This is a genomic window from Paraburkholderia sp. SIMBA_053, from assembly GCF_046534895.1.
Lineage (GTDB): Bacteria > Pseudomonadota > Gammaproteobacteria > Burkholderiales > Burkholderiaceae > Paraburkholderia > Paraburkholderia caledonica.
Map to the genome: position 1 here is coordinate 1 of NZ_JAWRXU010000008.1, position 13,280 is coordinate 13,280.

Below are 13,280 nucleotides of genomic sequence, written 5' to 3' on the forward strand. Positions count from 1 at the left end.
CAGGCAGTTGAACATGTGGGTCAATTTTCGATGCAAATTTCTATCGGAAATGGGTCAGTTTTATGCGCGTATCAACAGTAAGGGGTTTCGGGGTCGCGCATACGATCCCGGGCACAGGTCGGGCACAACATCTGCCGGACGCGACGCGCGGATCGGCCTGCGCTTCCAGCTATCTAGCCAAAGCTTCGAGAATTGAACGGTGAATCTTGCAGAAGCGAAGGATTCGCTCACCGGCTACGAATATTGCTTTGATGTTGTCGAGCTGCGAGTCGAATGCATCCTGAGGCCATATCCGAGGCACGTCGACGCGAACCACCGCACTTCTACCCGCCTGCTTGACTGACATCTCGTCATCGAGCAAGGGGCCAACGGCCATCTTAAGCCGCTCAGATGGACAGTTGCGCACGATCAGATCGATACAGGAAGCATTACCCTTATGGGAGATTCGAACGGCTCGATTCCGAAGCGCCCTGCTTCCGAAACGTGCCCAACTCGGCGCCGCTCTCCTGGACAGACCGCTGGGTACGAGCTCCGCCTCCAATCCGGGAAAATGCTCCGTCGCACACTCAACGTACTGCCGCCAGAACTCCATTGCTGCGGGATTCTCTTCCCGGCCCAGAATGTCCTTGGAGGTTGCATGCCGAAGCAACCCGCTCAGGAAAACCGTATGGGTCGACGTGTCATCCGCCAACCAGCCAGTCGCGGTCTCAATAGACAACGTTCTTCCCCAATCGAATGCAATCGAATCCCTGATGTAGCACTGCGGAGCGACGAGAACCGTCCAGTATTCGTCCCATTCACCGGCGCGTCGCCCGCGCTCGCCGCGCTCTGCGTATCGCTCCGCTTGACGTGCTTGAAACGCGGCAGTCAGCTTGATCTCAATCAGTAGCGCAATGCGGTGCCCCCTAGCGTCCTCGACGATCAGAAGTAGGTCCGTCTCGCCGAAACCGGGTTCCCGTTCGTTCTTTCCGAGGGCAACGAGACGAAATGGACCCGGTCCAGCTACGTCTTCAAGGAACCGGTCGCGGAATGCGGCGCTCGCACCCAACTGAACCCACAAAGCCAGTACAAGATCGCTTTCGAATACAGCACCGATGGAGAACCCAAATGCATCATTGGAAGCACTTACCGGTGCGTTATCGGCATTCAACATCTCATCTCAATCCTTCAAAAGGGCGCAAGAATGCTACGTCGCGCGGCACTTCACAAGAATCTCGCGCGACAGCTATTAACAGATAGATGATCTGATCGCAATCTGCCGGACTACGCTGGCCAGCACGACGCGGACTGGAACGCAGTCGCGGGCCGGGCGCTCTTAGGGCGCAGGATGTGTCGCGGAGGCACGCCGATCAGTCCGGAATCGGCTGACGCGACAGCCCTCCAAAATCGTATTCGTCGAACACGATCTCGACGGCATCGGTAAAGGGCGGTGCTTGGTTAGGCGCGGGATAGCCGCCTTTCACTTCGACGGCGACGATGGTTCGCGATCCGACGTCTGTGCAACGCCAAAACGTCGTCGCGCCGGAGTAAAACGTCATGCCGATCTCGAATTCCGAGTGTTCCATTAAGTCTCCCGAGTTCATTCCAACTCGTCCCTGGTGATCCGCTCGACGGTGATTGACACGCAAAGCCATGGAAAGGACTGTTAGAGAGTCTTTTCATTCTTGCAGTCGGTCCGCTGCGGTAAGCGTGAAATTCACGTGCACCTTGTCATACGGGAACACGATCTCGCCGCTTTCCTCGCGATCGAGCACGCCGGTATTGAGCAGGGCATCCACGTCCTCGTCCACTCGGTTGACGTCGCGATCGAGGCGCCGTGCGAGCTCGCGGATCGACATCGGGCCGGCGCCCGTCATTTCCTGAATGATCTGCCAGCGTATCGGCGTAAGCGTCTTGAACAGTTGCTCGCTCGATAGGAACGTGATGTATGCGGTCTCCGCCTCGCGATGCGAATGAACGGCGGCTACAGCACGCGCAATGACCTGCGCCTCAGTTTGAACACCGATCGTTACTTTCATCGTGATTTCCTCCACTTGTCGATATCCGGATAGAAGTCGCGCAGCAGGCGCTCAACGACAATGATGCGATGGCCCACGCTGTTATTCCCATGCCCTTCAGATGCTTGCTCGATGAAGTCCATGAGTTCCTTTCACCCGCGCTCTCGGCGATCGCGCACGATTGGCGCGTGTATTCCTCGTCGAACTCAAGCGCGCGCGTGTGCGGCACCCAGATCGTGACCGCCGCAGGCCTGCGCTGCGCATTGCCTTGCGCTGTTCTCGGCGTTCTCTATGGGGTGTCATCCGTCGCTCGTGTGAGAGCAACGATATGCCGGTTGCGCAGGCGCAGAGCGGCCCTAGACCATCTCTGGACATGATACGCCGGCAAAGCACGGGCAGCGAGACGTGCGGTGAGCTTTTACGGGATCCGAACGTAAACACGGCCACCTGTAGGCGGGCCGCGTTGCTCTATGTGAACGCGCTCGCCTACGCCGCAGCAACCGCCCAAAACAGCCGCAGCTCGCGCCGCGTGAGCGTGCCGAAAGCGGGATCGTCAGTGCGCCGCTCAACCACCTGGAAAACGCCGTCGATGCCTTCGCCATCCAGTCGACGCACCAGCGCCGGCAGCCGCCGCAGCACCATGCGCACGTCCTTCGAGCTGCAGCGCGTCGCCAGGCAGCGCACCGGGCCCGATATCCCCAAGCGCCTGCGCGTAGCCGTCGAGCCATGCCGCGCCGACGTCATCAGTCTTCACGCCGGGACTGTCAAGAGCCAGGCCGGTGATGCGATTTGCGACCATCTGATCGAACGTCATGCTATCTCCCCGCCGGCGACCGCATCGTAGCGCACACGGGCAGCTTGTCGCCGGTCTCCACGGCGGATTTAGCCGTCTGAGCGTCGGCCGCCACACGCGCAGCACGTTGCGCCTCGAGCGCCTCAAGAAAATTTCCGAACGCTGTCGCCACCTGACGCGCCGTTGCCATTTTTGCCATCTGGATCTACTCCCGTTGTTGGTTCATACGGCGCAGCCCGAATCGCTGCACCGCGCGCGGACATTGCCGGCGCATTCGCCCCGCATGCCGGCCTAGAAATCGGCCAACTCTGTTGCCGGCGCTACGCCGATCCCGAAACGGGCGCGCCCCCGTCGCTCACTCAGATCGCGCAGTTTCGTCATGACCGCCTGTTGCAGGCTGCGATCGACCTCACCGACAGCCTCAATGACGGCGTCGTATAACTCCCGGGTTTGTTCCTGATTGAAGACCACGGAATGATGCTTGACTAGGAGCTCCGCCGCCACAGCCTGCAGGCGCACGGCCGTCGCGAGCATTGCCAGATTCTTCGCCTTGACCGTGACCCCGCCCGTCATCGGGTCGACAACCTCCGTCATGCACTGCGCCGCGATCAAATCGGCCTGACGATCCATCTTCGAGATCCGTTCCTCGAAGGTCAGAGGAGCACCGTCGGCGCCGGTCGATCCAGATGAACGCGGCGCCGGCATCGACGGCGGTTCGGCCGGCCGGCGGGCGAGCTTGAGCCATCCTGAGAACGTACCTTTCGGGATAGCGGCATACTTCGCACGCGCGAGCCGCTCGCCCTCCTCCTGTCCGTGAAATGCGACGAGGTTCTGCGCGGTCGCGATCGCCTCGTCCCTGAGTGGATGTGGTGCGGCCGCCATAAGTCCTCCTGTCGTTCGTCATGTTCGAGATGCAATACGAACAGATTGCCATCACGACGAACAGGTGTCGCGCGGGCCAGCGCAGATGGCCGCTCCGGCGCTATGCACGGGCTTTTCTGAAAACGGCACCCGTTTGGACGCCCGCTGCCATCTTTCCACTCGTTGCTGCAAGATCCCGATCATCGCGCCGCGGTCGACGACCATAGTGACTCAGATTCCGCTGGGCAGTGACGTTTTAAAGTCTGTCGTTGATTCGCCGATAACCTTGTTTTAAACGTCGATATAACCTATCTCTCCGATGACTGCGTACAGTCCATACCTTCAGCAAATCGATGATCTGGTTGGTCAACACGTGCTGGCGATTAGCGCTTTCTTCCATAAGGATCGCCAAGTCCCGTTCGGGGTCGCGGCCGCTAAAGGCTTCGGTTCTGGCTTTTTGATCAAACATCCGAAAGGTGTCGTGTTGTCAACTGCGGAACACGTCGCGCGGCAGGCAGTCGAGGAGAAGATCGTTTTTTTAAAAATTGGAGACACGATGCTCTCGCTTGAACGTCAACAGTTTCTGTTCGATGCGAAAGTCGATGTGGCAATGTCACTGTTCACCTTTGAGCAACTAGAAAGGGAAGAGGTGAACAATTTTACGGCGATCGAAATGCCGTCGCGCACTAATCCAGATATCCAGTCTGGATTCTGCGCGGTCGTCGGCTGCCCGAGCACACGCAACAAGCTGGACCAACGCTTTAAAGGGAAACGGCCCCGCGTATTTTCCATGACCCTCGAAAAGGCGAATGTCACGGCCTTTGCCGGCACCAATATTCCAGCACCTCTGCTACTTCACTACGAGCCTAAAGGAATGATCGCTGGGGCTAACCTGCCAGAGAATGGCGCACCGTCGGATCTACACGGAATGAGCGGCGGCCCTATTTTCGACGTTTGTGTGAGCGCTCCGCAGAATCGCGACGATCAAACCGCAATGGGCTTCCGATTTCGACTGGCTGGTATGAGCGTGGAATGGCACGAGGCGGATCGACTAGTTGTTGGCACTCGCATGGAGGTACTGCGGGAGATGATGCAACTCCTTTAGCGGCGTCCGCCGTCAAGCGGATGACCTCGATCGCTGCACCAACGAGGAAAATTTCCGGGTCGACGCGCCCGCCCATTGCTGGACGGGACCGTTCCGGAGCGCTATTGGGAGGAAAACCGGGTGACGCGACGACCGACGGCCAGGCGCCCCGCCCTCGTCGACTTCATCCTGATCACCGGCGAGCAGTTCGACGGAGTCGTGCACAGTCACGTCATCACCGCTGTGCCCGATCCCCGGCCCCGACCCGGACTACCTCGAGCAGCTCCCCAGCGTTCGCCCGGTGCGGCCGGACTAAGGCCCCCTCTTACGCCAGAGCCAGAACGGTAAGAGACCGTAAGACCGCAAACCCTTGCTGCGTATACCTTTCTTACTCTCTTACTCTTTTATAGAGAAATAGATAGATAGATAAGGAGGAGTGTAATCATTGGGTAATCCATATGATTATGGGGGAGAGGGATAGAGGGATGTATCGCCGGGAAATTGCGTAAGATCGTAAGAGAATCGCTGAAACCGTGCTAGGTAAAGGTTTGCCGTCTTACGCACCGTCGTAAGACGGCCGCGCTCAGCGTAATAAGTAAGAAAAAAACCCGGCGCGTGGCCGGGTTCATAGGTTCCTCGGGGACTTACGCGCCCGCTAGAAGGTCGACGTCGCCGAGTCGTCCTGAGTGGCGAACAGTCCGGCGAGAGGCACGGACAGATAGCGATCAGTACCGGCGCCCTTGAAGTACAGCGGCTTTTCACCCGGCTTGGCGCCGGGAACGCGCAGAAGCTGTCCGCGCAGATCCGCATTGAAATTCGTCTTTGCCATCAACTCAACCCGGGCGTCGTTCTTGTTCGATACCTGGAGATCATTCCCACTGCGCCGCAAACCATAGCGACCCAGCATCCGCTCTGCGGCCGGAAGACCAAAACCCGAAAGACCTTCAACCTCGTCGCCTCCAGCGATCTGCACGAGCTCGAGGATCGTCGCGTCGCCCCGATCCGTTCTTACGATGCAGGACGTCAACGCCTTGAGTCCGTCGAATCGGTCATCAGCATCTGGCTCGACATACACGTTCCACTCGAGGGACTCGATCAGATCTGTCGCCTGCTCATCCGTCGCCATCTCGCTCGAGAACAGTGACCATGCGCCAGCCAGCAGAGTGCCGTATTGATCGCCGTCGCGTTGATTGCCAAACTTGCGCGCCGCAGCGCTCACGAAGGTGCGGATGTTCTTGATCGTAATCGGCATCAGGCGCAGCGACCGATTGATGATCCGCCGAGCGAAGTCGCCATTGCCGCGCAGCTTCGACAACTCGATCTCGAGATCGGACCATGCCAGATCTCCAGTCTTGTTGTCGCGCTTGTCGCGCAGCCGCAGGACGGTCAAGCGCTCGACGTCGGCCTGTTGCTTCAGCGCCGTCTGAATTGACGCCATACAGAACATCGAGCGAATGTGAAATGACATCGCTTCGCCGCCCGCGGTACCTTTGAGCGTCTTGAACTTCGACTCCGTCGAAGCCTGCCGGATCAGCGATAACACAGCCTGGATCCGATCGGCATCCCGTTCCCGGTTCGATTCTGACTCGTCGAACAGCACCGGCCGCGCGTCAGCTTTCAGGCACTGGCGCAGGCCGGCTTCCGACGTGTTGCCGTTAGCGAGCAGCGCAATGCCGTCTTCGCCGTCGTCGGCGCCACTCGCGAGAGGTGCAAGGAACTGATTGAGAATCGTCGACTTACCGCAGCCGGCGCCGCCCGTCAGCCAGATATGCGGACGCCAGGCGATCGCGCCACATAGCGGCGCCAGCGCAGCCCATCCAGCGACGAGCAACGCAGAAGCAGGTTTCTCCCAGCGGAATTTCTCAGCCGTTGTAATTACCCATTGCCCTTCATCATCTGTCGCGACGTCGTCGCCAAGTGCCGGGAGATCACGCGCGACCTCATACACGAACCGCGATTCGATATCCGTTACCTCAGTCCTCAGGCCATTCACCTGCAGGTGACTGCCGGCATGGAACACGACGCGGCCACTATCGATCCACGCGCCGCGCCCCCGGGTATTCGACGGGTCGTAGATGCCTTTCTCGACACAAGCGCGGATCAGGAAGTTGACCGCCGCGCGCTTGTTGATGCCAGCCTGCTTGCCGGCGCCGGGGAAATGCAGTTCCCACCAGTTCGGCGGCGCCAGCTCGAGCAGGCCATTTTCAGTGAAATCCGATTTTGTGATGGCCTTGACCTGCTTTGCCTCGTTCTGGAAAACGTAGTATGTGCCGCGATCGTGACCGAGCAGTTTGAAATACCGGTTGTCCGTTGGCCGACCGATAGTCTCGCCTTTCGGGGGCACCGACTCGACGAACATCACGCCCGGCAACTCGTCGCTCGCCGGCGCATCGAGAATAGCAACGCTCTCGGCGTTCGAGATGTCATTCCACGGGGCCGCCTCGCGCGCCGGATTCGTCACCTGCTTGACTTTGCTGTTCGCCCATTCCGCATCGACGGCCGCCTGCGTCACCACTTCATTCGCCTCAAGCGCCGCTTCGATTACGGCGATCACCGCCGCGTCATCGTGCGCGCCGTTCAGCATCGCCAAATCGTTGAAGTCGGTACCGGTGGTCGCCCCATCGAATTCAGGAAGTGCGACGAGACCGCCGACAGCCGCCGCCGCTTGGCGAGCACGCGTGCGGCCTGGATTCCCGGCCGTGAACCGGTCATTGTCCGCACACAATACGATCGTTGCCGTCGGCACCTTGGCGCGAACAGCCTCCGCAACCGGCTTCAGGTTGCCGGCGTCGAACGCGACGAAAACGCAATGGCCCGTCGACTTATGCAGGCTCGCGGCTGTCGCGAAGCCCTCCGCGATCAGGACGACGTGCTTGTCGTTGCGCGTCTTCGGCTGGCCGATCCGGAAGAAGTGTCCGCGCTTGTCGCCGCCGGCGAGATATGTCTTGTCGCGCTTGAGCGGGTTAGTAGCGTCCGGCAAAATCGCTTGCACTGAATGGACCTTCTTGTCCATGTCCATCATAGGGATCAGCAATGCGTTCTCAGAGACGATCGAGATCTCGCCAGGCGTCTGATTGGTCGTCGAGAACGGGCCGATCATCGCGCCATATCCCTCGTCGAGACCCTGACGCTGCAGGTAGTCGTTCTTCGCTGCGTCGGCCGCGACGTACGGGCGTCCACCTGCCAACATATCCACCGCGCGACTAGCAGCGACCGCACGGCGTGCAACGGCTTCAGCCTCGCTCCTGGCTTCACGCTCAGCGCGATCACGGGCACGCTGTTCGGACTCTGCAGGCGTCAGCTTGCGCGCCTGCTGGCCGGGTACCCACCCGGCGGCCCGGGCCATGCCGGCGATGGTCTTGAACGTCGACGGATTGGCGGCGCCGCCCTTGAGCGATCGCCACGCGGAAAGCGTATCGCGAGCGTCATATTGATCAGCTGAGCGCTGCGACCATTCGTCAAAGAGATCGAGCCCGACTTCGCCGAACTCATGGCGCAGTGCGCCGCCGATCTTGATCCACTGTGTACGATCACAGTCAGCAGGAATCCACGACAGCATGTCGCGCGCCTGCTCAATCGTCGGTGCGTCGAACTGCTTGTCAGTCCGGCTTTTTGAAGAAAAGGGGTTTCCTGCGGCCGGAGCCGCATCAATGTTCCTTTGCATCTGTCCTTTCAGTTCCTAATCGCCATCTCGCCATGGCGCCAGGGATTGGCTCTTAGCCTCCACCCCGGTAACTTTGATGAGCGCAGATCCCTCCGCGCCGCTTGTACCGCATGGGCGCCCGCGTTTGTTCGGAGTGCCATTCGACGAATTATCCACGCGGGGCGAGACACTCGAAAGGTTTATATTTTTCGCCCGAGTATGCCCGGGTTATTGACGCGCTATGGATCCGACGGTTCGTCGTGACAAGCCAAGACTTGTTAAATTTTTCAAGCGGGAACTGCTCATGGAGTGGAAAGACGCGATACAATATGTGCATCCTTTGCATCACCCAAAGTGCCCCTGAATAACCGGCTCGCCACTGGTCTCAGGGGTTTTGGCTTTTTGGATTCGGACTTCTCCAGCACTGTCTCGCCGACCACGTCGCGATTCATGTAGAAAAGCCCAGACAATGCCGGGCCTTCGTGGAGCTGGCGATCCGCTCACGCTGCCGCGAGCTCGATGTGGTCGACGCTCGACGCGCTAGGTCGCACCAACTCGTAATCGCTCGCATCCGGATACAGCCCCCAGCAATGCGGCACGCGCCGGCCAAGCAGCCCCGCACCGTGCCGGTGGACGCCGCCGCAGTGCGGACACTGGACGTGGAAATACCCGCCCGTCTCGGCAACGATGACCGCCGCCGGCAGTCCGCTCTCGGTTAGCACAGGAGCCGGCTGTGCAGCACGCTTTTCGTCTGCGATCCGGCGAGCAATGGCCTCCTCCGCGTATGGCCCGCGCCGACTGCATGCCCGCACGAACGCCCGCTGCGCCGTCGTGCCCCGGCCGCGCAGCGACCAGCGCGAACTCCACCATGACATCGGCGCGATCAGTGAAAGCATCCAGTTGTTCGGTCGACCAATGAATCGTACCGTCGACCCCGAACTCTTTAGGCGAACGAGAAAGTCGTCGCCGGAATAACCCAGCGTCTCGAAATATTCGTTCTGATCGAGCGCGTCGCGTTCAGTTTCCGGCATGCTCATATTGCGCTCCCATTGCTTCGCGCGTCGATCCACGCGCGGACGACGTCGACATTCCAGCCTTTGGCCTTCTCGCCAAGTCGGACTGCTGCTGGGAACCTGCCCGCCGTACACCAGCGCTCGAGCGTCTTCCTGCTGATCGCCAGCACCGTGATCAGATCCTTCTCACGAACGAATCCAGCCAAAGGCATCTCGTAAACCGCTTTCTCACTCACGTCTTTTCTCCTGTTGCGATGAGCGAATTATTGCTGTCGCGACCAACCGCAATGACGCAACAAGGCGCAAAGAGAGTTCCTTTGATGCAACAGAAACCAACGCTGGCGCGGCGCGAGCGACATAGAAGCGAAGTCACATTTACATCCGTAACCTTGAGGTTCCCTACCGCGCGCCAACAGATTTACAGTCTGATCGGCACCGGTCGTGCAAGCACCGCCGGCGCGGCCTGCCGGGATGAGCGGGGAACGGCCGGGCGCATATAGGGCGCCTGTGAGGCCTGCTGCACGACGTCGCTGCGTGTGCGTCCGCCGGCGCCTCGACCATCGTGCGTGCGATCGCCCCTTCACTGAAGTCGGTAACGAGGGTGTGACTACCCTTCATCCAGTTCATCATCGGTGTCACGACACCAATCGGACCGCAGCTATACTAAGCGCGCAGGAATCGCCTTTTCGTCGGGGATAAACGTGCAACTATTAAAAGAATGCGTCTTTGCGTCAGCGCTACTGGCATGCTCGACGGCATCGTCTATAACCATAGACCCTAGCGTCTACTTTGCCTATTCGGAGCAGCCATTTCACGGCGGGCAGCGAGTTTTCCTATCGAAACTGTCTTGCCCGCTGAAAGACTTTCCGAGTGACGCATCCATGCGCGAGCGGTTCAACGTCTCGACGTCAGGGCGCCTGAAATGGAAGCGAGGTCTATACAACACTGAATACGGTCCTTTCGCCGGTTGCTGGGCGGCCGTCAAAAGCCAAGGACAGGACGGCCTGATCTCCTGCGTCGTGGCAAACGGCGCGATCACGCAAGACTGCGTGCTACTTGCGAACCGAATATTTCGCAACACGGCAGATCTGCCTGTACGGCCAGGCCCGGCGAAATTTTGAGGGCCGAAAAGGGCAGTCATTGTGGCCGCCCTTTCGTCACGAAGCCCTGCCCGCTCGTCGTCGGCGGGTTCGAACCCGGTGCAGTGCGTTAGTGACCCGACCCTTGTCGCCGATGCCGTCGACTGTGAGCCTGCCACAGCGCAGACTAGGCATTCTCCAACCCCGTCCGTTCCGCGTTGTACGGCGACTGCACGCCCGCGCCCGCCGTCACCCTTTTGACGAACCCAGTACCACGCTCGAACGTGAGCGTCTGGAACAAGCCTTGATAAGGGATATAGTCGAGATCAACGCCCACGACATAGAACGTCGACGAGAACGACCCGCGTACGATCCGCACATAGCTCCCCGGCTTGACCGTTTCATTCGCGCGGATGCGCGCCGTGCCGCGCTCGAGCAGGACATTGTCCTTATTCGACGCGACGACGATCGCCCGCCGGTTGTTGATCCAGTTCATCATGCTGGCGCTGCGCGTCGCCTGCTGTGCCGCGGGTTGGCCGCTCGACATGGTCGCCACGTCGTTGCCGCCCTGCTGGGTCTCCGTCTCTAGCATGCGGACGCCGTAGAACTGCTCGGCCGAGTTGGCGTAGTGCCCGAGATCCACCGATTGCGGATCGGCGCCTATGGCGAACTGCTGGCTGATGATGTTGTCGACGAGTTCGAAGCGCGGCGCGCGCGTCCAGTAATAGTTCGAGACGTTCTCGTCGCCGCGCGAGACATTCAGGGCGATCACGTCCCTGGCGTCGATATCGACGGGCGTCAGATTCTGCGCGTCCGGCTGGATGACGTTGCCGTTGATATCCTTGAATGGAGTTGGCCGGTAGACGCAATAGACGCCGTCCTCGCGATCCTCAAGATAGATCTCATTGAATACGCCGACGTCGCCGAAATAGGAGAGCAGGCCGTGGATGGTGCCCTGCTGGTTTTGAGCGCCACCAACGTCGACGACGCCATTCGCGACCGACACGTCGAGCTTGATCGCCGTCGGGTTCGGCGAATTTGGAGGCATGAGAGAACCCAGGAACGGGTTCATGATGCTGCTCACCACCTCAGTGATGAACTCAGATGCTGTCATAGACGTCTTGAAGCCGACGCCGAACTGCTCGAACAAACGGAAGCTAGAAAGATAGTTTTCTCCGACCACATAGCCCGGCATGTATTTGATCTGCATGATCTGCCAGAGCTTGCCCATATCCTGCCCATTCAGCGTGACCGTGCTCATCGGCTTGCCATCGTTGCTCATCGCTTCATTGCGCGAGATACCGGACACGAACCCACGCATAAGTATGGGTGGCTTGGTCGGATTGCCCATCGACGCACCGGGCAGGTTATGCCGCATGCGGATTTCGACGAAGTCCATCGGCTCGATCAGCCCATACAGCGACTCGAACGAATTGCCCTGCGCATAGGGCTGGTCCGGAACCGTCAACGAGAAACCGCCGGCTGGCTCGCGAACCGACTTTGATACGCACAGGCGCCCGCCGTCGCCCATAAACGGCGTGAGATCGATCGTCTTGTTCGTGTCGAGCACGCGTTGCGATACCGGCGTCTGGCCATCGATAGTCTGACGTCCGATCGTCTTGTAAAGGACAACGCGGACGTCTGGCGTATAGAGCTGGACGTTCATTGCGCGGCACTCCCTGGGTTGATAGACAGCGCCATCGAGCACACGCCATCACCGGCGGTAGCATTCTTGCCAGCCGCCGGCACTTCCGCGAAGCCGCTCGCGATCAGATTCGTCATCGCCGCCGCACAGGCAGGATTGCCAGCGAGCGCGAGACGCAGGGTCGTCGCGCAGACCTCCGCAGCGTTATCGGCAATCAAACGCGCGAGCGCTCGCCGGGCCTTCGCCAGCGACTTCGCCGGGCCTGAAGGGTTGCCTGATTGACCGGGCTTGAATCTCGTGCCGGCGCCTTTTTCGGTTGCCATCGTGCTCCTTGTGGAATGGTTTCGCGCCGCTCGATTGAGCTTTGGCGCACACACAGTTCCACTTTCGTGTCACGACCGGCGGCAGGCGCGAAAAGATGCGATAGCAGGCACGCGGCAGCACATGAGCGGCGGGGCGGACGGGGCGCAAAAAAAGGCCGCTCGAAAGCGGCCTGTCTGCCCTGCCTACTGCTGTCGACGCCGAGCGTTACGCGTACGGATTGGTGGGGACGCGATGGAATGCTTCAATCACGCGTTTCTTCGCCGCCGCCAGATCAGATTCAATCTGTGCGATCTGACGTTTCAACGGCGCCGTATTGATGCCCGCCGACGTCGCTGCATCAAGTCGCTCCCGTTTGTCTGCCAGCGCTGTTGATGCGCGCGCAAATCTGACCCACTTCCAGTCCAAAAGTGGGTCAGTTTCCGGCGCAAATCAACAGCCAGCGCAGCAGTAAGCGCCACTACCTATCCTTCAGTTTTCGTCGCCACGTAAAGCCCTCTCATAGTTGATCGCCAGCCGCGCGATTCGCGACCAGTGACAACCTATTCTCGCGTCACGATCAGCCGGCGAGCACACGACACGAACAGACTACGAGTGTGATTGGAGACCGGCCAGAACCCCGACCAAGCTTGGTTGACGATGCCTGGCAAAATCTAAGGGCGCAGGTCGGGCGCAGCTAAATATTCGCGTGTCTAGCGGTACATAGCTATCCTCGAAACTCGCAATTAGCTATTGATAACCGCATTATCAATAGCTGCCGCACCGCTTTGGAACGGTCCGGCCAAGGCCCCGCGCGCGGTGCCATCGGCTCACGCCCACCATCTCCGACGACGCAGCGCTCGGC

Annotated in this window: 14 protein-coding genes and 1 pseudogene; 2 read left to right on the forward strand and 13 right to left on the reverse strand. The window is 59.8% G+C overall.

The features are described from left to right. Positions 1 to 169: 169 nt before the first annotated feature. From SB753_RS22590 to SB753_RS22615, 6 genes and pseudogenes are all read right to left on the reverse strand, one after another. On the reverse strand, positions 170 to 1,153 hold the full coding sequence (locus tag SB753_RS22590) for a hypothetical protein (RefSeq protein WP_410801924.1): 984 nt from the start codon (positions 1,151 to 1,153) through the stop codon (positions 170 to 172). Positions 1,154 to 1,349: 196 nt separating this feature from the next. Further along, positions 1,350 to 1,565: a hypothetical protein gene (locus SB753_RS22595; protein WP_410801926.1), complete on the reverse strand. Its 216-nt coding sequence runs from the start codon at positions 1,563 to 1,565 to the stop codon at positions 1,350 to 1,352. A gap of 93 nt (positions 1,566 to 1,658) precedes the next feature. Continuing rightward, a complete protein-coding gene (locus tag SB753_RS22600; protein ID WP_410801928.1) occupies positions 1,659 to 2,018 on the reverse strand; it encodes a transcriptional regulator in 360 nt (119 codons plus the stop codon). Beyond that, on the reverse strand, positions 2,015 to 2,140 hold the full coding sequence (locus SB753_RS22605; RefSeq protein WP_410802135.1) for a hypothetical protein: 126 nt from the start codon (positions 2,138 to 2,140) through the stop codon (positions 2,015 to 2,017). Before SB753_RS22605 ends, SB753_RS22600 begins: the two co-directional genes overlap by 4 nt. A 20-nt stretch (positions 2,141 to 2,160) precedes the next feature. Further along, a pseudogene (locus SB753_RS22610) lies at positions 2,161 to 2,226 on the reverse strand (hypothetical protein); the annotation flags it as partial. Positions 2,227 to 2,483: 257 nt separating this feature from the next. Further along, entirely contained in the window at positions 2,484 to 2,639 is a 156-nt protein-coding gene (locus tag SB753_RS22615) for a hypothetical protein (protein ID WP_410801930.1), read from the reverse strand. Between SB753_RS22615 and SB753_RS22620 the strand changes: the two genes are divergently transcribed. Continuing rightward, entirely contained in the window at positions 2,638 to 2,841 is a 204-nt protein-coding gene (locus SB753_RS22620) for a hypothetical protein (RefSeq protein ID WP_410801932.1), read from the forward strand. The two genes, SB753_RS22615 and SB753_RS22620, sit on opposite strands and share 2 nt — an antisense overlap. Positions 2,842 to 3,081: 240 nt before the next feature. Here the strand turns inward: SB753_RS22620 and SB753_RS22625 are convergent, their stop codons facing one another. Further along, the gene (locus SB753_RS22625) at positions 3,082 to 3,672 is read right to left on the reverse strand and encodes a hypothetical protein (RefSeq protein ID WP_410801934.1); all 591 of its coding nucleotides are present in this window, start codon (positions 3,670 to 3,672) and stop codon (positions 3,082 to 3,084) included. Positions 3,673 to 3,970: 298 nt separating this feature from the next. Between SB753_RS22625 and SB753_RS22630 the strand changes: the two genes are divergently transcribed. After that, positions 3,971 to 4,756: a hypothetical protein gene (locus SB753_RS22630; protein WP_410801936.1), complete on the forward strand. Its 786-nt coding sequence runs from the start codon at positions 3,971 to 3,973 to the stop codon at positions 4,754 to 4,756. 634 nt (positions 4,757 to 5,390) lie between these two features. Here SB753_RS22630 and SB753_RS22635 read toward each other — a convergent pair. From SB753_RS22635 to SB753_RS22660, 6 genes are all read right to left on the reverse strand, one after another. Next, complete coding sequence (locus tag SB753_RS22635) at positions 5,391 to 8,294, reverse strand: PriCT-2 domain-containing protein (protein ID WP_410801938.1); 2,904 nt, start codon at positions 8,292 to 8,294, stop codon at positions 5,391 to 5,393. A gap of 584 nt (positions 8,295 to 8,878) precedes the next feature. Further along, positions 8,879 to 9,415 (reverse strand): hypothetical protein, encoded by a 537-nt coding sequence (locus SB753_RS22640; protein WP_410801940.1) that lies wholly within the window; start codon positions 9,413 to 9,415, stop codon positions 8,879 to 8,881. After that, positions 9,412 to 9,627: a helix-turn-helix transcriptional regulator gene (locus tag SB753_RS22645; protein WP_410801942.1), complete on the reverse strand. Its 216-nt coding sequence runs from the start codon at positions 9,625 to 9,627 to the stop codon at positions 9,412 to 9,414. The genes SB753_RS22640 and SB753_RS22645 overlap by 4 nt, the downstream gene beginning before the upstream one ends. 1,030 nt (positions 9,628 to 10,657) lie before the next feature. Beyond that, positions 10,658 to 12,001 (reverse strand): hypothetical protein, encoded by a 1,344-nt coding sequence (locus SB753_RS22650; protein ID WP_410801944.1) that lies wholly within the window; start codon positions 11,999 to 12,001, stop codon positions 10,658 to 10,660. 131 nt (positions 12,002 to 12,132) lie between these two features. Beyond that, the gene (locus SB753_RS22655) at positions 12,133 to 12,438 is read right to left on the reverse strand and encodes a DUF5681 domain-containing protein (protein WP_410801946.1); all 306 of its coding nucleotides are present in this window, start codon (positions 12,436 to 12,438) and stop codon (positions 12,133 to 12,135) included. Positions 12,439 to 12,643: 205 nt separating this feature from the next. Then, positions 12,644 to 12,844, reverse strand: coding sequence for a hypothetical protein (locus SB753_RS22660; RefSeq protein ID WP_410801948.1), 201 nt, complete (start codon positions 12,842 to 12,844; stop codon positions 12,644 to 12,646). Positions 12,845 to 13,280: the final 436 nt, after the last annotated feature.